Genomic DNA, 19,012 nt, shown 5'->3' on the forward strand with positions numbered 1-19,012 from the left:
CACTACGCCGCGGGCGGCTGCAACCGCCCCAGTGGTTCGCCTGGTTGGAGTCAGTGACAGGTGTCCGCTGGCCGCGGGTCGCCGGATCCGAACATCAGGGAGGCCTTGTGCCCGAGCCCCGTTCCGCCCTCTCCTGCGTGGAGCGAGGTACCCCGTCCCGTCGGCGCCTGGGTGGCGCCGAGGCCGTCGTCATCATTGTGCTGCCGCGCATCGCTCCGCCCGGCTCGGACGCGGCGGTGTCGGTGTCGCGAGGGCCGACGGTGGCGCGCACGAGGCCGGCGGGCGTATCGGTGGCAGGGCTCGGGCTGGCCATGGGCGGCGACTCCTTGGGGCTTCGGCGTGGGCGGGGTCCCTGCCGCCCCGCCCACGCCGAAGGGGAAGGGGCGGGCGCCGGGGCGGCTCTGTCGTTGCCTGTCCCGTCCGGTGCGGTCGCTGCGATGGTCATGAAGCTGCCCGGTCACAACGGTCACGCACTGGCGTCGATGGTGAAGTACGCGAAGATCAAAGCGGTCGCGGTGAGTGAGGACACCCGGGGCCGCGGGATCGGCACGGCTGTGCTGAAGCGGTGCGTGCAGGTCTACCGGCAGTTGGACTACATCCTGCTGTTCAGTGGGTTCGAGACCTCCCGCGCGCTCGGTCCCTACGACGAGCGGCGCGGGTTCACCGTCCTTGGTTCCCGGGACACGATCGATGTGGGCACGGTGCTGACCGGCGTGCCGATGCGCCTGGGAGCTGGCCCGGGAGAGACCTTCTTCCACCGGTGGCGAGGCCCCCACAGGTGACGTCCCCCTCGCTCGCTGTCGGCGCATCCCTCAAACACGGGACGCCGGCCCATGGAGGGGGGATGGCAAGCGGTCCGCAACCGTGCTCCCCAAGCCGGCCCGCCGGTGTCATGCGGTGCGCCAGGACTCCAGGCGCTGTGCGACGGTGCGGAGGTCGGCTTCCTGTGCGCGGACGGTGTGGGCGAGTTCGTACAGGTCGTCGTCCTTGGGCTTCAGGGGCTGGTGGGAGAGGTGCATGTACTGGCTGGTGCAGGCCCATCCGATGACGAGGTTGTAGTCGGTGAAGGGGCGCAGCAGCAGTGCGGTGTGCAGGAAGGTCGCAGCCCGTGCGGCGGGTTCTTCGTAGTGGAGGACGCCGCGTTCGCGCTCGAAGGTGTGCCGGCCGGCCATGAACCCCAGGGCGCCCCAGTCCGCGATGGGCACGTTCAGCGGGGAGATCGCGGACCGGATCTGCAGGACCCAGCCGACGTCGACACGGATGATCGGGCTCACCGCTGTCCTTCGGGGAAGCGGGCCGTGACACCGGGCAGGATCCGGGCGGCTTCGGCGACCGCGCCTTCGACGAAGGAGATCCGGTCGGCCTCCTCCACGGTCACGTCGTGCACGTGCTGCTTCAGGCTCCGGCCTGTGAGCGCCGCCCGCTCCCGCAGCCGAGCCATCTCTTCCTCGGTGAATTCCACGTTGAGTGCAGGCATGGATCCCGCGGTACCGCTACTGGTACCTGATGTGGTACCGGACCGGGTGCGCCGAGGAATCGGGGGAGGAGTGCGCGAGCCGCCGGGGGGTGTGCCGGTCAGGGCGTGGAAGATCCGGCGTTGGGCGTGCGTGCTGGCGGGGAGGTGATCGGCCCGCAGCCGACGCTGCAGGTTCCGTCATTGCATCGGGTCGATGAAGCAGGGCCGCATGGAGAACAGGGCGTGGCGGCGTGCGTGGTCGATGGGGCTGCGGTGCGTGTCGAGGTGGTCGGCGGGCAGGACCAGGGCGTGCAGGGCGTCGGCACAGTCGTTGTGGCGGGTGAGTTCCGCGAGCAGGGACGACACGTTGTGACTGCTGACCGTGGTGCCCGTCGGGCGGGTGGCGGCGTGCAGGCCGCTGGGCATCGTTTGCCCGGCTCGGACACGGTGGCGTCGGCGCCGCGGGGGTCTGCGGGTGTGTTGATGGTCGGAGTGGGGTGGGTCAGGGTGCGGCTCCTCGTGGTTCGGCTGGGCGGGCTGGGGGCCTGCCGTCCCGCGCTCGCGGAAGGGGAGGGTGCGGGTGCGGGGTGGGAGTCGGCTGGGGTGTCTCAGAAGCCGTATCTCAGCCGATCCTGGAACCCGCAAGTCGAACGGAGTCCTGGTCGGGTGATCTTCCGGCCGTGCGCGCATGAAGGCAGCCTCCTGGTAGAAGATCGCGGAAGCCCTCCGCCCGGTCTGCACGGCGCCGACCGAGGAAGCCGCCATGGAGCGGTTCCCGGAGTTCACCGAGGACGCCATCGAGAGCGCGAACGCCCGGATCCGCAAGGCCGTGCGCGCCCGCGGGCATTTCCCCACTGAGCAGGCCGCCCTCAAGTGCGTCCATGTGCGGTCATGAGCCTGGATTCGACCGGGAACGGCGCGAAACGCTGGACCAGGCGATGGAAGCCGGCCCTCCAGGCCATCGGCATCGCCTTCGACGGCCGCCTCACCGCAGCCCGGCAGTAGCAGCAAACCCGCGAGTTGCACCACTTGCTGGACGCACCCGTCCGAGGCCGTTTGGGGAGAGGTCGTGGGGAGCGCCGCTCAACAGATGGGCCCTGTACGGGGTATGGCGCCGCACCCGGCGCCCGGTGCACACTGCGCAACGCGCGTAGAAATGACATGCGGAGGAAATCTTCCGGTCCCCCGCGTGCAACCCGGCCCGCCTAGAACTGCCCTGCCGCGGCGGCGTGTCCCCACACACCTCCGGTGCGGTGCTCCGCGAACCTTCCGCAACCGCTCGCGAAAGGCACCTTCATGTCACCTCGTCACATACCTGTCAGACGCCCCCGCCGCATCGCCGCGCCCGGCGCCGCCTGCCTGGCCGCCGCCGTGGCGCTGGCCATGCTCACCACCGGCCCTGCGGCGCATGCCGCCGCCTCGGTTCCGTCGCAGGGATCGCCGACACAGCTCGACGTCGGCAACTGGAACGTCGAGTGGTTCGGCGCGCCGGACTTCGGCCCGACCGACGAGGCGCTTCAGCAGCAGAACGTCCGCGACGTCATGGCGGGCGCCGACATGGACGTGTGGGGCCTGTCCGAGGTCGTCAGCACCTCGGCGTTCGACACCCTCGTGGCCGGCATGCCCGGGTACACCGGGGTCGTGGCCAACGACCCGGTCGTGACGAACGGTGCCCAGTACTACTCGGACTTCGGCAACACCGAGCAGAAGGTCGCCCTCGTCTGGCGCTCCAGCATGGCCACGCTGGTGAGCGCGAAGGTCATCCTGACCGGCCAGAACAGCAACTTCGCCGGCCGCCCGCCGGTGGAGTTCACGCTGCGCGGCACGTTCGACGGTGTCACCCGTGACCTCGTCTTCATCGTCCTGCACGCGAAGGCCGGGTCCACCACGGACGCGTGGAACCTGCGCAACCCGGCGTCGCAGGCCCTCAAGTCCTACCTCGACACGACCTACCCCACCCAGAACGTCTTCGTCATCGGTGACTGGAACGACGACGTCGACACCTCCATCACCTCCGGCAAAGCTTCGCCGTACGCCAACTTCGTGAACGACGCGGCGCGTTACACGTTCCCGACGCGGGCCCTGTCGCTGGCGGGCGTGGCGTCGACGACGAGCTACCCGGACTTCATCGACCACCAGCTCACCACCAACGAGGTGCAGGCGAAGTACGTCGCCGGCTCGGCAACCGCGTTCCAGCCCCAGGCCTACGTCCCGAACTACGCGACGACGACCAGTGACCACTACCCGGTGCTGGCCCGCTACGACTTCGTCATCGGCGGTGGCGGCGCGAACCAGCAGCCCACGGCGTCGTACACGCACTCCTGCACCGCTCTCAACTGCACCTTCACCGATGGCAGCACCGACTCCGACGGCACCGTCGTGAGCCGCAGCTGGGACTTCGGCAACGGCCAGACCTCGACGGCGACGAACCCGACCGTGACCTACGCATCGGCCGGAACCTACGCGGTCTCGCTGACCGTGACGGACAACGGCGGGGCCACCCACACCACGACCCAGAACGTCACCGCCGGAGACGGCGGACCCGCCAACGTCATCATCAACGAGGTGCTGGCCAACGAACCGGGCAGCAGCACCGCCGGCGAGGCCGTCGAGATCGTGAACACCGGTGGCACGGCCATCAGCATCGCCGGCTGGACCCTCCGGGACGGGTCGGCGGTGCGGCACACGTTCGCGGCCGGTACGACGCTGCAACCCGGCAAGGCGATCACCGTGTTCGGCGCGGGCTCCTCGATTCCCGGTGGCATCGTGGCGGTGCCGGCCAGCACCGGCGGCCTCAGCCTGTCCAACAGCGGTGACCAGGTGATCCTGCGGGATTCGGCCGGAGCGACGGTCCAGTCGATGACCTACTCCTCAAGCCAGGCGGACTCCGACGGGGTGTCCATCAACCGAAGCCCGGACGGCTCGGCGACCGGCGGCTGGGTCAAGCACAACACCATCAGCTCGCTGTCCCGCTCGCCCGGCCAGCGCGCCGACGGAACGGCGTACTGAGTCAACCGATTTTGGAACCTGCAAGTCGAACGGAGTTCCGGCCAGGCTGACGTGGCGCGGCCACAGGCTGGTCGGGCCGTGGTTGAACATGCCGAGGGCCAGCAGCGTACGCAGTCGCCGCTGCGCCGCTGTGCAGATGTCGAGGCCCAGACCGCTGCGGAGCATAGGACCGTTCCTGCCGCGACGGGCGATCCCGGAGGCGGCGAGCGAGACGGTCTCCCGGGTGTAGGAGGCGCGCAGACGGGCGGCCTGGCGGCGAGGTGAGGCGGGCACGGTGAATCCTTCGTCGTCACCCGGCCGATTGGATCACCACGCGAGCGTGTCAGGGGTGATGTTCAAGCGCGAAGTGGGTGCCCCACACCCTCTGTCGGTGGTGTAGAGCGTCCGGGCCTGCTCTGCCACACGGTCCAGTCCTTCGCAGACCGGCGCTCGGACCGTACCCCTGCACGGCGCCGGTGGGTGAGCGACACACGGCGCCCGGCGCAACCACGGCCGGCAGAGCCCAGCTGTGCCGCGCACCGAAACAGCCAAGGCATCGCCGCCAACCGGTTCGCCGTACCCGTGCCTGGACCTCGGCGAGCCCTGCGCGCGGTGATCAGCAGGGTGGTGGGCCGGCAGCCTGCGTGGCGGGGGTCATGGAACTCCTGGGCCGAGGTGAGCCAGAGGCTGGCGCGGTCGAGGTGTTTCTCCCAGCGGTCGGCGTCGAAGTCCCAGCGGACGATGGGCAGCCGGGTGCGGTCGGGGAGGGTGATGCAGTCACGGCGAGGGCGGTCGTTGGCGGTGGGGCGCAGGCCGCCGCGCTGGGGGTGGGGGACGGAGAAGGCGAGGGTGCGCCCAGGGGTGAGGCGCTGGGCGATGGCCGGGAGCAGGAGTTCGGGGGCGACGAGGCCGATGGCTCCGAAGACGGAGTAGATGGCGTCGAAAGGTTCAGTGGAGGCTTGCAGGTAGTGCAGGGCATGGCCGGCGACGAAGGTGAGGTTGTTCAGCCGGCCTTAGTGGGAGCGGGCTCGGCGGACCTGCAGGCCGACCAGATCGACGCCGGTGACCTGGGCGCCGTGGCGGGTGGCGAGGTGGGCGGCGTTGTGGCCGGGGCCGCAGCCGAGTTCCAGCAGTCGCTTGCGGCACAGATCCGGTCCGAGAATCTCGGCGCCAGGCCCGCTGTGTGGCCGTGTGGTCCATTCCATGCGTCCGGGCACAGGCAACGGCGCGGCGGGGCTGGCCATGGTGCGCTTAAGGGCGTGGACGTACCACGGGGACGCCTGGGCGAGCACGTCAGACCTCCAGGAGGTGGAGGACGTCGGTGAGGTGGCGGCGTACGGCCTTGATGTAGGCGGGGTCGGTGGCCGGGTCATTGATCCAGCGGATGGACTGTTCCATGAACCACTCGACGGCCCACATGCGGTGCCAGCCCAGGGCCCAGTTCTCGGCGGTGAGCCCGCCGCGCCGGGCGAGGGCGTCGGGGGGGCCGCCGGCGGTGACGTACTGCTCCAGGAAGGCACGCAGACGCACGGGGTCGGGGGCATCGAGGGTGCCATGCCAGCTGGCGAGGTCGAGCAGGCCAGGGCCGGTGAAGGCGCGGGCGAAGTCCAGCAGCCGCCAGCCGCGTTGGCCGATGTGGAGGCTGGTGGGGTGGAACTCGGAGTGCACCCAGCCGAACGGAGCCACTGTTGCACCGGCCGAACGGGCCTCGGCGGCTTGGGTGATTCGGTCGAGCGCGTTCTCAATGCCGTCCGTATCCTGCCAGCGCTCCGCCTTGCGGAGCCGGGCGAGATGGTCCAGGGACCGGTTCGGCAGCATGCGAAGACTGGCCTGGTCGAGGACGGGCAGGGCGGGAGCCGTCCGGGTGCCGTGCAGGACCACGGCGGCGGCAGTGCCGTCGAGGTCGTTGGCGTCGCGGACGGCGGGGCCGAGGTCTTCCATGAGGATGCCGAGCCAGCCGTCCAGGACGGCGGAGGCGTGAACCTGGGGAACGGGGACACCAAGAGCGTGCGCCCCACGGAGGATATGGTCTTCGCTGTCGAAGGGCCGCTTCGCGTACTTGAAGATCGTGGTGGTGGCGTCGGGGAAGGTCAGGCGCTCGACACCGGACATGGACCACACACGCACCTCCTTGCGCACGGCGGTGGTCTGTCCGGCGATGGTGAGCAGGCTGTCGAGGAGTTCGGCGCTGGGGTTCGCGGTCACGTGGGGCTCCAGGAGGTTGGGGCGTCCGGGGCGGGCGGGAGGTGCCGGCCCGCCCCGGAGCCTGGTGTGGCGGTGCTATGCGGCTGGGCTCACGCGGTGGGCGTAGACCTGCTTGATCCATCCGGCCTTGAAGGCCGCGAGGTCGTCGCGGAAGGCGGTCATCGACGCACCGTAAGGCGCGACGACGCCGCCGGTCTGGTCCGGCACGGACTGGCAGCCGTGCACGAGCCGGCCGCCGAGGGCGGCGTGGGCCTTGATGGACTCGATGCGGCGGTGCTCGTTGAACCAGCCGCCGTGGTAGACCTCGTCGAGGAGGCCGCCCATCTCGTCGTCCAGGTCGAAGACGACGGAGGTGGCGGCGGGGAAGAACCAGCACGGGCCGACGTTGGAGATATGCCCGTTCAGCTCCACCTTGTTCAGCGCCATCAGCGTGGCCGCCTCGCGCAGCATCCGCAGATGCTCCGCGGTGATCTGCGGCAGGCCCAGGGTGCCGAGGTGCTCGTCGCGGAACAGGTAGGCGTACACCGCGTAGGCGGTGGACAGCACGCGGGTGGCGTCCGAGGTGGAGGTGGCGTGGGCCCTGATGAAGTCCAGCGCGAGCTGCTCGACCGCGCTCTCGGTGGTCTCCTCCACCTCCAGGAGCTGGGACTTGACCAGTTCCCAGTCAGCGACGAGCCAGGTGTTGGACTCGAAGCGGAAGAAGTACTCGGCCGGATTGATGGTTGTGCGCCGGCCGTCGACGTGGATCCCGGGCAGGCGGTTCCAGCGCTCGTCGAACGACTCGGGCAGCACGGCCGTGATGGCCGTGGTGTCGATGGTGGTCACCGTGTCTCCGTCTCTGATCGGCCGGGTTCGGTCACACGGGTGCCTGAACCCGGCGTAGGCGTACGGAACTTCGAGGAGCCGCCCGGCCGAAGGGGGAGCCTGGTCACGGTGTCGGACCGGGGCCGGGCGGCTGATGCTTAGTGAACTCTGCGTCACGCACAGTGGGTACGGTGAGAGCAGTTGAAGCGGTATACGCGGTTTACAGCTCCGGAGCGGAGGCGATCGTGGCAGCGCCGAGAGGGCCAAATTCCCGCCTGCGTGACGTTATCGAAGCGATCGGCTGCACCTACGAGGCTGTGGCGAAGGACATCCGGCGTATCGCGGCCGAGAACGGCGAGATCCTCCAGACCAACAAATCGGCCGTCTCGCACTGGGCGAACGGCACACGCCAGCCCACTGGACGGACCGGCCAGTACCTCGCCGAGGCGCTGTCCCGCCGAGCAGGCCGCTCCATCACCTCGGCCGAGATCGGCCTTCGCACACCCGAAGCCGCCGTGTCGCAAGAGCCCGATCCTGTTGTGGCCGCCACCTGCTTGGGCCGTGCCGACGTCGAACGCCACCGCTTCCTTGCCGTGGCTGCCTTCACCACGGCTGGCGTGGCCATGCCGCTCTTCTACGACCACGAGGCCACGGCCCGCATGCTGCGGGCCCGCACCGGCAGCTCGGCGGTCGGCATGGAGGACGTGGATGTCGTACGGCAGATCACCGCAGCCTTCAGCGCGGCCGACGAACGCTTAGGCGGAGGCCACGGCCTGACCGCCGTCACCGCCTACCTCGCCGACACCGCCGCCCCCATGCTCCGCGCCCGATTCCTGAACGAACCCTTACGGCAAGCGGCCTTCGGTGCCGTCGCCGAACTTGCCTACCTCGCCGGGTGGAAGCACCACGACCTTGGCCAAGAGGGCGCCGCCCAGCGCTATTACCAGGTCGGCTACCAGCTCGCCTACGAAGCCGACCCGCGCGGTCACGCCGCGTGGATGATGCGGGCCCTTGCCCACCAGGCCTGAGCCTCAAGCAGCCTCACCACTGCGTCGACCTCGCCGAAGCCGCCCTCACCCGCGGCGTGGGCCACGTCGACGGCCAGACCGAGGCGCTGCTGCACATCACGCACGCCCGCGCCTACGCGGCGGTCAAACAGAAGTCCGCGGCGGTTCGCGCCCTGCTCGCCGCCGAAGACGCCCTCCTGCGTGACGACGGCCCCCAGCCGAGCTACTCCCGGGTCAGTGGCCCGGCCGCCGGCACCGTCGCCAGCCACACCGCCCGAACCCTGACCGACCTCGCCGACCACGTCGGCACGGAACAACAGCATCGCGATGCCCTGGTGCGCTGGGACCGGGAGAAGTACAAGCGTGTCCACGCCCTCACGTACGCCGACCTCGGCGACAGCCTCGCCGCTCAGGCCCGAGCCGACGAGGCCGTAGCCGCCTGGTCACAGGCCCTGACCTTGATGGAGGGCATGACCTCCGACCGCACCCGCAAGGCCATCACCTCGCTCCGTTCAACCCTCTCCGTCTACCAGCGCCGCAAAGTGCCCGGAGCCGCTGAGCTCGCCTGCCGCGCACGCGAAGCGCTGGCCTAGGCTGCCACTATCCGGCCGACGAAGGGACACCAACCGTGGCTCAGCGGATCACCGACGACCAGCCCAAGGCCCTGCCGCCCGCCCTTGAATCCATGACTCTGCTGGTCGCCGCCGTCATTGTCCACGACAGGGCCACCGACCGCGTCGTCCTTCTCCAGCGCAGTCAGAACGCCAAGTTTGCCCAGGGCATGTGGGACCTCCCCGTCGGCAAGAGCGAGCCCGGCGAGCCGATCACAAAGACGGCGGTGCGGGAGCTGCACGAAGAGACGGGCATGACCGTGAAGCCGGAGGCCCTCAGGGTCGCCCACATCATCCACGGCGCCTGGGGAGTCGAAGCTCCCAACGGCTTCCTCACCGTCGTCTTTGCTGCGCACGAGTGGGCTGGAGAACCCGAGAACCGCGAACCACGAAAACACGCTCAAGTCTGCTGGGTTGACGCGGCTTCCATCCCGGAATCGTTTGTCGATACGACTGCCAGCGCTCTCCATGCCTATTTCAGGCAAGGGCCGCAGGTGTCACTTGACGGCTGGCAGAGCTAATTGGACAGCTATTGATCCGAAACGGTAGATGTTCTGGGTCGTTGATCCCTGCGTGAGTGAACTGGTGGGGGACGCAAGGCAGTTGTCGCCGTCGGCTCAGGAGGCCCTTCGACTGCGAGCGGTGGCCGCGTTGGTGGCGGGCCGGGACCGTGAGGATGTCGCGGCGGTGTTCCGGGTCTCGCTCAAGGCGGTGGACAATTGGTGGGCGAAGTGGCTGGCCGGCGGGCGCGAGGCGCTCGTGGCTCAGCCGCGTGGACGCCGGGTCGGCGAGCATCAGGTTCTCGACGCGGTCGAGCAGCAGGCGATCCGGCAGGCGGTTCTGGATCACCGCCCCTGTGACCTGGGGCTGGCCGGGCAGCTGTGGACGCGCGCGGGAGTGGGGGGCCTGATCGCGAAGCTGTACCGGGTGCGGCTGACCGAACAGGGGGTGGGCAAGTACCTGCGCCGCTGGGGCCTGTCGTTCCAGCGCCCGGACAAGCGGGCCGTCGAGCAGGACGCGGAAGCGGTCCGCGTCTGGCGGGAGGAGACCTGGCCGGCGATCCGCGCGAAGGCGAAGACCGAGGGCGGGGAGGTGCTCTTCGCCGATCAGGTCGGCATCCGTTCCGACCAGGTCACCGGCCGCACCTGGGGTGAGCGGGGCCGCACACCGGTCGTGCACCGCACGGGCAACCGGTTCTCCGTCAACGCGATGTCCGCGATCAGCACGAAGGGCCGCATGCACTTCATGGTGTTCACCGAGACCTTCGACGCCGACGTCATGTGCCGCTTCCTGGACCGGCTCGTCGGCCACTTCGACCACAAGGTGCACCTCGTCCTGGACGGTCACTCCGCGCACCGATCCCGCAAGGTCCGCGCTTGGCTGGCCGATCATCCGGACCGGATCGAGCTGCACTTCCTGCCGTCGTACTCGCCGGAGCTGAATCCCGACGAGCTGGTCAACGCCGACCTCAAACGGAGTCTGCCCATGCACAGCCGGGCCCGCGACCAGGCCCAACTCGCCGCCGAGACCCGCAGGTTCTTCCACCGCCGCCAACGTCAGCCACATATCGTCCGCGGCTACTTCGGCGGCCCGCACGTCCGCTACATCCTCGAATAGAACCGATTGAGTTTCGGATCAATAGGAAGGTGTCCTCTGGGGGCGCTGTCCAGGTGCTCCCCGCCACCGGCATGAGCCTCCTGTTCTGTACGAACGGGGTGTTTACAGGTCGGTCCACGGGCGGGGTTCGCCTCCGGTCAACGGCGCCCACACTGCCCCGCCCGGGCCGTGGTTTTCGATGTCGTCGAGGATGCAGGCGCCGAGGGGGACTTCGCGGGCGAGGGCAGCAACGAGCGGTCGGCCGGTGACCCCGAGGCCGCGTGCGGGTACGCGCTCGCCGCGCTCGATCAGCTGGCCCGCACCTGGTACGCGATGGGCATGGACCGGGTGCGGGAGGTGCGGCGCGCGCTGGCGCCGCACCAGCACGAGCAGTGTGTGCGGGACCTGGATGACCGGCTCTACGGCTGGTCGACGACGGTCAGCGCGCTCGCTCGTTGAACTCCGCGATCTGCGGCGGCAGTTCGAGGAGGGTCTCGACTCGGAACGTCGGCAGCTTCTGTGCCTGCTCCGTATGCCACTGGATGGTTGCCCACGGGCCTCGGTGCACGAGCGCGGTGTGCATGCCGGCCACGCGGGCCGGGGCGATGTCGTTGTCGACGCGGTCACCGACGTACAGCATCTCGCCGACCTCGGCGGGAACGACATCGGCGACGCGGTCGAAGAACGCGCGGTCCGGCTTGCTGGCGCCCCAGTCGTCGGACGTGCCGATCAGGTCGACGTCGCCGCTGAACAACTCGCGGAGGATCTTCCCTGCGCGCACGGTCTGGTTCCCGGCGATGCCCAGCCACAGCCCGTCCGCGCGGAGGGCGGCGAGGGCGTCTCGGACGTCTGGGTAGAGGTCGGCCTCGCCGAAGGTCTCCGGCTGGCCCGCCTGGGCGCGCTTCTCGCGCTCTTCGTACAGGTCGAAGCCGGGGCGGAACTCCTGGAAGGTCTCGCGGTAGTCGCGGCCCTGGGCGATGACTGCCCCGAACATCGAGTGGAAGGTGTGGCGTGGCACCTGGAGCCAGTCGGCCCACGTGCCGTACTCCCGGGTCTCGTCTACGAGGCACTCGCCGACGTCGAAGATCACAGCGCGAATCATGGGGCGAGAGTACCGAGCGGCCCACCTTCACCTCCGGCGCACGGGCACGACGAAGCGCCCCCTTGCACGGCCCGGCCTGGGCGCGCAAGGGAGCATCGTCGTTCGGGGACCGTTCTCGGGAAGCTGGGTCTCGGGCCGCTGCGCGACGTGCTCGGCGCAATCGCGCAGGACGGAGTACCGCGGCCGTCGTCTGTGACGGCGGGCGACCGGCGGTGGACGACAGCGGACGTACCGAGACCTCGGGGCGGTCGAGGCTGACGCGGTGGAGGATCAGGCTGCCGTGGTAGCCGATGCGGCTGCCGACGAGCTGCGGGAGGTCCTTGGCGTGGCTGGGGCGGTGCCATGTGGCTCCAGCCGGGGCGGCTCCAACTGGTCCCAGTTGGCGGATGATTCGTGAGGATCGGGCGTCGTGCGGTGGCCCCGGAGGGCGGCTTTTTTTGGGACCACTGAGGCGGTGAGGGAAGAGTGACGGCCGCGTGAGAGCGTCGGCATGATGGCCGCATGACGGATCGGACATCTCTGGAATCTGAACTCGCTGCGTTCATGGGCGAGTACGAACGGGCCAACAACAGCCACGACATCTCATGTGTCGTGCCGTTCATCGCCGAGGACGCCGTGTATGGGTTCTCGGACGGTTCGCATCGGGGCATTGAGGAGATCCGGTCCGCGATCGGGAAGACGTTCGCGACAATCCTCGACGAGGTGTATGAGGTGCGTGAACTGGAGTGGCCGGTGCTCACCTCTGATGTCGCGGTGTGTCGCTGTCGGTTCGCCTGGACCGGCGTCGTGAACGGTGAACTCCGCTCTGGCCGGGGCCGGGGCACCAACGTCATCGTGCGGCGGGACGGAGAGTTGAAGATGCTGCATGAGCATCTCAGCTCCTGATCCATGCGCAGGCCCTCACCTCAGCCCGTTGGTCTTGTTCGCCTTGGTGCGGGCCAGCCGGTAGGACTCCGTTCCGGTCTCGATCAGGGTGGCGTTGAAGGTGAGCCGGTCCACGACGGCCGCGCAGAGCCGCGGATCGGTGAACGTCTTTGACCAGCCGGTGATCGCCTCGTTGGAGGCGATGGCGATGCTGTTCTTCTCCCCGCGCTCGGTCAGCACCTGGAAGAGCATCTCCGCGCCGCGGCGGTCGAGTTCGAGGTAGCCGAGTTCGTCGATTCCAGAAAGGTCGACGCGTCCGTAGCGGGCGATGGTCTTGCCGAGCTGCTTGTCGTCGGCGGCTTCGACCCGCTCGTTCACCAGGGCCGCGGCGGTGGTGCAGCGGACGCGGTAGCCGGCCATGGCGGCCGCGGTTCCCAGGCCGATGAGCAGGTGGGACTTGCCGGTGCCGGAGTCCCCGATCAGACACAGCGGGTAGCCCTTGGTGATCCAGTCGCAGCCGTCCGGTGTGGCGGCGGGTTTGTCGCTCATGAGTGCTTCTCGGCGGTCTGGTGGGGGCGGTGCAGTACGGGGGCGTGACAGACCACGAGCGACGCGGCGTCGGGTACGGAGAAGGCCGCGGCGGCCTCCTGGAGTTCGGATGTGTCCATGGGGTGCAGCCACCCGTTGCGGACGTCCCACCCGCAGGCGTGTATGCCGGCGTTGGCGGTCGTGGCGACCAGGACGGCGTCCCGCACGGTGCTGTGTTCCAGGGCGAACGTCAGCAGGACGAAGAAGTGCACGTACTCCTCAGGGGAGTTGTGCACGCGCCATGAACCCGGTTCGACGGTCACGTACAGGCTGGCGCGCATCTCCGTGCCGTCCGTGCGCTCGGCGTTGATGCTGAGTTCGTGGCTTCCCTCGCCGAGGGCGGGGAGCAACGCGGTCAGTGCGTGCAGGGCGCGGCCCATGGCGGATGCCGTGGCGGCGTCGTCGGGCCGTGGAAGCTGCGGCTCAGGCATGCGGGTCCTCCAATTCGGCGTCGGGGGACTGGGGGAGGACGGGGGCGGGGTAGACCTCGCGCAGGACGGCGGAGACGTCGGGGCACGGAATGACGGCGGCCTGGAGCTCGGCTGTGTCCATGGGGTGCAGCCACCCGTTCCGTACGGACCAGCCGCACGCGCGGGGGTCGGGCTCGGCGGAGGTGGTGGCGACCAGGACCGCGCTGCGCATGGTGCTGCCCTCCAGCGCGAACACCAGCAGCATGCGAAAGAAGCAGAACGCGTCTTGGTCCAGGACGGCCAGGCGCAGCGGCTCCATGCCGATGGAGAGATCGGTCCGAGCTGTGACGAACGCGTCGTCGGTCCGCTCGGCCACGAGGTTGAGGGTGTGTGCGCCGTCTCCGAGTGCCTGGAACACGGCGGTGAGGGCGGTCAGGGCGCGGTTCATGGCGGTCCGGATGGCGTCGTCTCCGGGGCGGGTGAGTTTCAGGCGTGCAGACATGAGGACTCCTTTCAGGGGCGGTGGGCGGTGGGCGGTGGGCGGTGGGCGCCGTGGGCTGGCCGTACCGCGCCCCCTGGGGCGCAGTGGGTGTTTTCCTGGCGCGGTCGGCTCCGCCGCCGCTGTGTGGCAGGGGCTGAGGCGACCCGGGTCCCGTCCGTTGCATGCCGGCTGAGCGAGTGCGTAGGACGTGCTCCGCGCTTGCTGAGGGGCGAGGCGCGGCCGCTGTGCTCTTTCTGGGTGGGTGGGGCCCGTGCGGGCCGGGCCGGGGAGGGGGTCCGGCCCGCACGGGGGTCTGTCAGCCGTGCGCGGCGGCGGTGGTGAGGGCGGGCAGTGCGAGGGCTTCCAGGGCGGCGGCCTGGTCGGCGTCGGTGAGCGTCTGCGCGGTCGAGGTGACGGCCTGCATGACGCCCCCGGCGGTCATCTGACCGCCCCGGATGAAGTGGGCGAGGATCCGGTCCTTGGTCTCGTTGCCGATGCTGAGTGTCTTGGTGACGTGCTCGATCGTCTTCGTCGGCTCGTCCAGTGCCTTCCCCGCGGCGGCCTCCATCGCGGACACCTTGGCCTCGACGTACTCCCGGGACAGGAAGGTGCGTACGGCGTCGGTGGTCTTGGAGGTGATCAGTTCCAGTGTTTTGCGCTGGGTCTGGCCGGACCAGGACACCACCCCTTGGTCCTGCCTGCCCCCGAGGTGTACGGCGCGCATGACGTCCTTGGTCTCGGTCAGGCCGTTGCGGCAGACCTGGATGACCGCGCGCGGGGTGATGGTGTATGCCCCGGCGCCGACTTCGCTGTTGGTGATGACGAACCCGGCCGAGACCATGGGCAGTTGGTCACCGCTGCGCCCGTCGAACGGGGAGCGGTAGCCGCAGCAGGCTGCGGGCCTGGACCGCGACCGCTTCGGACTCCACACGCACGTACATGCGCCGGTCGCTCAGGTCGCACCCCGTGATCCGGGTGGGGTGCCCGGACCGCTCCACTCCGTCGAGTGCGGCCAGCAGCATGTCGAGGTTGTCCATCAGCTTGTAGCTGTCCGACAGCAGCGCGCGGGCCACGCCCTCAACGGGCGGCAAACCGGGGCCGTTGGTGCCGCGGAACGCGCGGAGCATGAAACGGCGCTCCGGCTCCTCGCACAGCCACGCGTTGACGTTCTCGTCCAGCAGCGCGACGTTCTCGTCGCGCATCCGGCGCAGGTAGGCGAGCGGGATGCGGAGCTTGTCCGAGATCCCCTCGTCGGCAACGGCGGTGGGCCGGTAGATGCCATCGACGTCCGTCACACCGTCCTCGGTGATCAGGGACTCGACACCTTCGACGTGCACGTTGCCCTCACGCATCCGCAGCGCGGAGGCGGGGGCGATCACGTCCAGCTTGCGGCGCTGTCCGTCCTCCAGGATGCGGACCAGGTCGGACAGGCCGGCGTTGCGGGCACCCGTGGGGGCAACGTTCGTGGCGCGCTCGGCGAGCTGCTGAGTCATGCGGTATTCCCCTTCCCTGGTGGTCCCTTGCGGGCCGGGGGCGGAGCCACCACCCCCGAGCAGTATCAATAATAGTGTGTTTCAGGGGTGGGTAAACCCACCCCTGACCTGCACACTCAGACCAACGCGCAGAACTCCGGAAGCGGCGTCAGGCTCCGTCGCCGCACGTTCGTGACGGCGGTCACCGGAACACCGCCGATCACCTCGCACAGGTCATAGCGCAGCACGCAAGCCACCCCGACCAGGTCAGCATGCGCATGGATCCCCTGCACCCAGTAGGAACCATGACACCGCGTCACACTGCCGTGATACCTGACCCTCTGCCACAACACCGGCCCACCGCCCTGCGGATCAAGGACCTGCGCGACCGCAATCACCAGCTGACTCGCCACCCGCCCGGACAGCAACCCCACGAACGCACGGTCAACCGTCCCCGGGTCGACCGGCACGCCCGCCATGGCCGCACCGGTGTGGCCCGTGCGCACGCCCATGCCCCAACCCAACTCGAAGAACGGCCGGACCATCTCCAGCTGCTCATGAGACACCCTCAGCGCATCCGGATCCCGCTCACTGCGCGCCAACTCAGCCAACGCGTAACGAGCCTGCTCCTTCTCCGCATCCGTGAGCGGCGCTCCGGTTTCCCGTAATTGCTGAGGAATCTGCGAGTTCTCCATGACCCTTCTCTCCTTTCGATGACGCCGGCAGGAGGCGCCTCAATTGAGGGCGCCTGTGCGGATTACCTCAGGAACCCGTTCGACCGGAGGAAATCGGCTGTGATGTACGCGATTCCGTGAGGCCGATAGATCTGCGGGAATCGCCGTAACTCAACCTCCGTGCGCCCCGCCGCGTCCGGCTCGATGAACTCCTGAACCAAACGGTAAGGATCCTCACCCATCGGCATTTCCAGCACCACCGGACCAACAGCCCTGGTCTCGAACCGAATTCCGGTGTAGTTCCGGTCAGAGTTGTGAACGACCGTCACCCCGGCCCGCCTGCACAGTAGCGGCAGGAAATGAGCGATCGTCCGAGCCTGAACTGCAAGCCCGGTCATGGGCGCATCCGCGCCGCGCACCTGGCGCACGATCCCGTCGGTGATGGTGAGTTCCACGTCGTTCCCCTTCGTTGGTCCCTTGCGGTTCCCGGGGGAGGGGGCACCCCTCCCCGATACTATAAATAATAGTGACTCTTTCGTCCGGGTGGAACCCCTGCTGCGCTACAGGTTGCGCTGGACGTTGCGCCACGGCGCTGCGGTAGAGGTTGCGCCAGACGTTGCACAGCCCAACTCCGGACCACTGAGTCCTCCCAGCTCAGCCCAACAACCAAGCCCAATACGCCCGCTGACATCCCCTCTGCAGCCGCTGCTCCCTGCCCAAGAAAGAAGAGAAAGAAGGTAAGGGCGGGACGTGGTCGACTCGGCAGCATCGGCGATCCCGCACCACCGCGTCCTGCTGCGCGCCGGCCGCCACCGCCGCGATCCCGCGCCGGAAGGAATCCGGCGCGCACCGGCAGTCGGGCCGGGGGAGAGGCGCACACCAGCACCGTCAAGGCGCCGCGCCATCGCCTGCCTTCTGACCTAGCCCCCTACTGCCCCTGTTCCGTGCCCTGCTCGTAGAGCGCACGGGCTTCCGTAACCGCACGCTGCCAACTTCGCGCCACGCCACCATGCACACGAGCCAGTTCAGCAGCCAAACCTCGCCGGTACCCACCCGCCGCCCGCAAAGCCTGCAGCGCTACCCCCACCGCCTGCTCACGCTGCGCACGACTATGTCCACCACCGCGCGCTCCCTGCCCATCGCCGGCCCGTCGGCCGGACACACCCAACAACCCCGCCCCGACGTCCTGCTGCCAAGCCGCCCAGAACGCCACCACTGCCTGCTGATCGAAGTAGTGCACCCGCCCCACCGAGCACACCACCTCCGGATGCCGCAGCTCCTCCACCTGCTCTTCCCGCCGCGCGTACCAACGCGCCACCGTCGATGACGCAGCCCCCGTGTACTGCACGATCCAGGCACGACTGACCACCCACCGGCCCTCATACAGCCGCCGCAGCCGCACATCCTCCACTCCGACCCCCCAACCCACCGCCCGAACAAAGGGCGCACCTACACGCCCAGCGATCATCGCATCACCTACCATGAAAACACCTCACTCGGGCGAGTGAGCAGCTGGCGGGGAATACCGGAAATGGTTTGCCGACCACCCGGAAAAGAATTCCCCGCCAGCCCAAAACCCCATACTCCGTGCGCGCGGTCTGCTCCGCAGACACGACACTCCGCCGCTACGCGACGGAAAACCACCCCCGCGTGGTGCTCCGCATCACGCAAAAAACAACAACACCCCACATCGCTATGCGATCCACAAAGGAAGAGGAGCGCCGCGCCCCACCCTGCGGGACACGACACCCCTCTCCACCCTCTGAGCTGCGACGCTCCGCGCCGCTCAGACAGGGTGCTGCGCCATATGCCAGCACCCCCGCGCCCCACACGGGCGCCTGTCTAGACGGCCGAGGCGGGCCAGATCGCCATCCAGGCCCGCACGCAGCACTACAAGATCGTGTAGGCCACCGGCGGGTAGACGGACTCACCCCCATCGTCGTCCTCGCTATGCACCCCGAACGCGTCCGCGAATGCCGCCGGTTCACGATCCCCGATCAGCTCCTGCGCGCGGGCGGCATCGCATTCCGTGAGTGTGCCCCAGTCCAGGTCCCATGCCTGCACCGTGTATGACGCGCAGTCAACCTTCCCTGCCGAGGCGGGAGAGCGCAGGTACATCACGCCGTAGCACATCGTCTGAGCAAGCCCACAGGCCAGCAGAAAGACGAAGTTGTCGAAGTACTTCGGCTCCACGCCCACCAGGTCCTCGGCTCCGCCGTCACCCTTCACTGTGATGGGCAGCGTGGCGCTCAGCGGCTTGTCCTGTCCCTCCATGCCGACTCCGAGCCGCACCACATGCTCGCCGGGCGCCAGACGTGTCATCAGATGTGCGAGCACGGCGTGGGCTTCGTCGCGCGCCTCTGTGAATGTAGCGGGGGAGACAGGCTTCAGTTTCGCCATTTCGTCCTCTCCTCTTATTTCTCGGGCGAGTTCACTTTCTGTCATCCGAAAGAGTTGCCGCCCTTTCGGACACTTCTAACCTTACTTACTGTGTGTCAGTTTTTGAACACCGATTCAAGCCAACAGAAAGCGAAAAAGATGCGCCTGGGTTGGCCCAGCCAGCTGCTTTTCAGGAATTCGCGGAGCGAATTCCTGTGATCAGATCGCGGAGCGATCTGATTAGCCGTCACGGAGTGACGGCTAATCAACTGTCTTGCGGAGCAAGGCAGTTGGACCGCCGCGTAGCGGCGGCGCGTCGTGTCTGCGGAGCAGACCGCGCGCGCGAATCATTCTCGATATTGAGTGGGACCCGGG

At 68.7% G+C, this 19,012-nt stretch carries 19 protein-coding genes and 5 pseudogenes; 8 read left to right on the plus strand and 16 right to left on the minus strand.

Translation table 11 applies throughout. The features are described 5' to 3' along the window. Positions 1-107: 107 nt before the first annotated feature. The gene (locus tag BN159_RS45515; RefSeq protein ID WP_015654810.1) at positions 108-782 is read left to right on the plus strand and encodes a GNAT family N-acetyltransferase; all 675 of its coding nucleotides are present in this window, start codon (positions 108-110) and stop codon (positions 780-782) included. A 108-nt stretch (positions 783-890) separates the two neighbouring features. On the opposite strand, the gene BN159_RS42005 is transcribed toward BN159_RS45515, so the two are convergent. The 3 genes from BN159_RS42005 to BN159_RS42015 form a co-directional block, all read right to left on the minus strand. After that, the gene (locus BN159_RS42005) at positions 891-1,274 is read right to left on the minus strand and encodes a hypothetical protein (protein ID WP_015654809.1); all 384 of its coding nucleotides are present in this window, start codon (positions 1,272-1,274) and stop codon (positions 891-893) included. Continuing rightward, positions 1,271-1,477: a hypothetical protein gene (locus BN159_RS42010; protein ID WP_015654808.1), complete on the minus strand. Its 207-nt coding sequence runs from the start codon at positions 1,475-1,477 to the stop codon at positions 1,271-1,273. Before BN159_RS42010 ends, BN159_RS42005 begins: the two co-directional genes overlap by 4 nt. 177 nt (positions 1,478-1,654) lie before the next feature. Further along, positions 1,655-1,882: a hypothetical protein gene (locus tag BN159_RS42015; protein WP_015654807.1), complete on the minus strand. Its 228-nt coding sequence runs from the start codon at positions 1,880-1,882 to the stop codon at positions 1,655-1,657. A 358-nt stretch (positions 1,883-2,240) separates the two neighbouring features. Between BN159_RS42015 and BN159_RS44600 the strand changes: the two are divergent. Continuing rightward, positions 2,241-2,461, plus strand: a pseudogene (locus BN159_RS44600) (transposase); the annotation flags it as partial. Positions 2,462-2,752: 291 nt separating this feature from the next. Beyond that, positions 2,753-4,465: a lamin tail domain-containing protein gene (locus tag BN159_RS47520; RefSeq protein WP_015654804.1), complete on the plus strand. Its 1,713-nt coding sequence runs from the start codon at positions 2,753-2,755 to the stop codon at positions 4,463-4,465. A gap of 581 nt (positions 4,466-5,046) precedes the next feature. On the opposite strand, the pseudogene BN159_RS42025 reads toward BN159_RS47520, so the two are convergent. From BN159_RS42025 to BN159_RS42035, 3 genes and pseudogenes are all read right to left on the minus strand, one after another. Further along, positions 5,047-5,736, minus strand: a pseudogene (locus BN159_RS42025) (class I SAM-dependent methyltransferase); the annotation flags it as partial. A 1-nt stretch (position 5,737) separates the two neighbouring features. Continuing rightward, positions 5,738-6,649, minus strand: a complete 912-nt coding sequence (locus tag BN159_RS42030; RefSeq protein WP_015654802.1) for a phosphotransferase family protein — start codon at positions 6,647-6,649, stop codon at positions 5,738-5,740. A 75-nt stretch (positions 6,650-6,724) separates the two neighbouring features. Further along, entirely contained in the window at positions 6,725-7,474 is a 750-nt protein-coding gene (locus BN159_RS42035; RefSeq protein WP_015654801.1) for a hypothetical protein, read from the minus strand. Positions 7,475-7,698: 224 nt separating this feature from the next. Between BN159_RS42035 and BN159_RS42040 the strand changes: the two are divergent. The 4 genes and pseudogenes from BN159_RS42040 to BN159_RS42055 all read left to right on the plus strand — a co-directional run. Continuing rightward, positions 7,699-9,053: pseudogene (locus BN159_RS42040) on the plus strand (tetratricopeptide repeat protein). Between the two features lie 35 nt (positions 9,054-9,088). After that, entirely contained in the window at positions 9,089-9,592 is a 504-nt protein-coding gene (locus BN159_RS42045; RefSeq protein WP_015654798.1) for an NUDIX domain-containing protein, read from the plus strand. 52 nt (positions 9,593-9,644) lie between these two features. Continuing rightward, positions 9,645-10,688 carry an IS630 family transposase gene (locus BN159_RS42050; RefSeq protein ID WP_197541366.1) on the plus strand — a complete coding sequence of 348 codons (1,044 nt, stop codon included), beginning with the start codon at positions 9,645-9,647 and terminating at the stop codon, positions 10,686-10,688. A 231-nt stretch (positions 10,689-10,919) separates the two neighbouring features. Further along, positions 10,920-11,126, plus strand: a pseudogene (locus BN159_RS42055) (hypothetical protein); the annotation flags it as partial. Here the strand turns inward: BN159_RS42055 and BN159_RS42060 are convergent. Then, positions 11,107-11,769, minus strand: coding sequence for an HAD family hydrolase (locus BN159_RS42060; RefSeq protein WP_015654795.1), 663 nt, complete (start codon positions 11,767-11,769; stop codon positions 11,107-11,109). The pseudogene BN159_RS42055 and the gene BN159_RS42060 overlap by 20 nt on opposite strands. Before the next feature lie 501 nt (positions 11,770-12,270). On the opposite strand from BN159_RS42060, the gene BN159_RS42065 reads away from it, so the two are divergent. Continuing rightward, on the plus strand, positions 12,271-12,654 hold the full coding sequence (locus BN159_RS42065) for a YybH family protein (RefSeq protein ID WP_106435721.1): 384 nt from the start codon (positions 12,271-12,273) through the stop codon (positions 12,652-12,654). A gap of 15 nt (positions 12,655-12,669) precedes the next feature. On the opposite strand, the pseudogene BN159_RS42070 reads toward BN159_RS42065, so the two are convergent. From BN159_RS42070 to BN159_RS42105, 9 genes and pseudogenes are all read right to left on the minus strand, one after another. Beyond that, positions 12,670-13,149, minus strand: a pseudogene (locus BN159_RS42070) (ATP-binding protein); the annotation flags it as partial. Positions 13,150-13,178: 29 nt separating this feature from the next. Beyond that, positions 13,179-13,652, minus strand: coding sequence for a hypothetical protein (locus BN159_RS45530; protein WP_015654792.1), 474 nt, complete (start codon positions 13,650-13,652; stop codon positions 13,179-13,181). Next, positions 13,645-14,133: a hypothetical protein gene (locus BN159_RS42080; protein WP_015654791.1), complete on the minus strand. Its 489-nt coding sequence runs from the start codon at positions 14,131-14,133 to the stop codon at positions 13,645-13,647. The genes BN159_RS45530 and BN159_RS42080 overlap by 8 nt, the downstream gene beginning before the upstream one ends. Before the next feature lie 295 nt (positions 14,134-14,428). After that, complete coding sequence (locus BN159_RS47320; protein ID WP_015654790.1) at positions 14,429-14,953, minus strand: hypothetical protein; 525 nt, start codon at positions 14,951-14,953, stop codon at positions 14,429-14,431. Positions 14,954-14,963: 10 nt separating this feature from the next. After that, entirely contained in the window at positions 14,964-15,605 is a 642-nt protein-coding gene (locus BN159_RS47325; protein WP_015654789.1) for a hypothetical protein, read from the minus strand. Between the two features lie 116 nt (positions 15,606-15,721). Then, positions 15,722-16,279 (minus strand): hypothetical protein, encoded by a 558-nt coding sequence (locus BN159_RS42090; RefSeq protein WP_015654788.1) that lies wholly within the window; start codon positions 16,277-16,279, stop codon positions 15,722-15,724. Positions 16,280-16,341: 62 nt separating this feature from the next. Then, the gene (locus BN159_RS42095) at positions 16,342-16,713 is read right to left on the minus strand and encodes a hypothetical protein (protein WP_015654787.1); all 372 of its coding nucleotides are present in this window, start codon (positions 16,711-16,713) and stop codon (positions 16,342-16,344) included. 473 nt (positions 16,714-17,186) lie between these two features. Then, positions 17,187-17,669 (minus strand): hypothetical protein, encoded by a 483-nt coding sequence (locus BN159_RS46505; RefSeq protein WP_193384265.1) that lies wholly within the window; start codon positions 17,667-17,669, stop codon positions 17,187-17,189. A 479-nt stretch (positions 17,670-18,148) separates the two neighbouring features. Then, the gene (locus BN159_RS42105; protein ID WP_015663163.1) at positions 18,149-18,658 is read right to left on the minus strand and encodes a hypothetical protein; all 510 of its coding nucleotides are present in this window, start codon (positions 18,656-18,658) and stop codon (positions 18,149-18,151) included. Positions 18,659-19,012 lie beyond the last annotated feature (354 nt).

Source organism: Streptomyces davaonensis JCM 4913, assembly GCF_000349325.1.
Taxonomy (GTDB): domain Bacteria; phylum Actinomycetota; class Actinomycetes; order Streptomycetales; family Streptomycetaceae; genus Streptomyces; species Streptomyces davaonensis.

Coding starts and splice junctions, on each gene's coding strand:
- BN159_RS42010 (WP_015654808.1), bottom strand. CDS start 1,477: ATGCCTGCACTCAACGTGGAATTCACCGAGGAAGAGATGGCTCGGCTG.
- BN159_RS42015 (WP_015654807.1), bottom strand. CDS start 1,882: ATGCCCAGCGGCCTGCACGCCGCCACCCGCCCGACGGGCACCACGGTC.
- BN159_RS47520 (WP_015654804.1), top strand. CDS start 2,753: ATGTCACCTCGTCACATACCTGTCAGACGCCCCCGCCGCATCGCCGCG.
- BN159_RS42060 (WP_015654795.1), bottom strand. CDS start 11,769: ATGATTCGCGCTGTGATCTTCGACGTCGGCGAGTGCCTCGTAGACGAG.
- BN159_RS42065 (WP_106435721.1), top strand. CDS start 12,271: ATGACGGATCGGACATCTCTGGAATCTGAACTCGCTGCGTTCATGGGC.
- BN159_RS45530 (WP_015654792.1), bottom strand. CDS start 13,652: ATGCCTGAGCCGCAGCTTCCACGGCCCGACGACGCCGCCACGGCATCC.
- BN159_RS42080 (WP_015654791.1), bottom strand. CDS start 14,133: ATGTCTGCACGCCTGAAACTCACCCGCCCCGGAGACGACGCCATCCGG.
- BN159_RS47320 (WP_015654790.1), bottom strand. CDS start 14,953: ATGGTCTCGGCCGGGTTCGTCATCACCAACAGCGAAGTCGGCGCCGGG.
- BN159_RS47325 (WP_015654789.1), bottom strand. CDS start 15,605: ATGACTCAGCAGCTCGCCGAGCGCGCCACGAACGTTGCCCCCACGGGT.
- BN159_RS42090 (WP_015654788.1), bottom strand. CDS start 16,279: ATGGAGAACTCGCAGATTCCTCAGCAATTACGGGAAACCGGAGCGCCG.
- BN159_RS42105 (WP_015663163.1), bottom strand. CDS start 18,658: ATGGCGAAACTGAAGCCTGTCTCCCCCGCTACATTCACAGAGGCGCGC.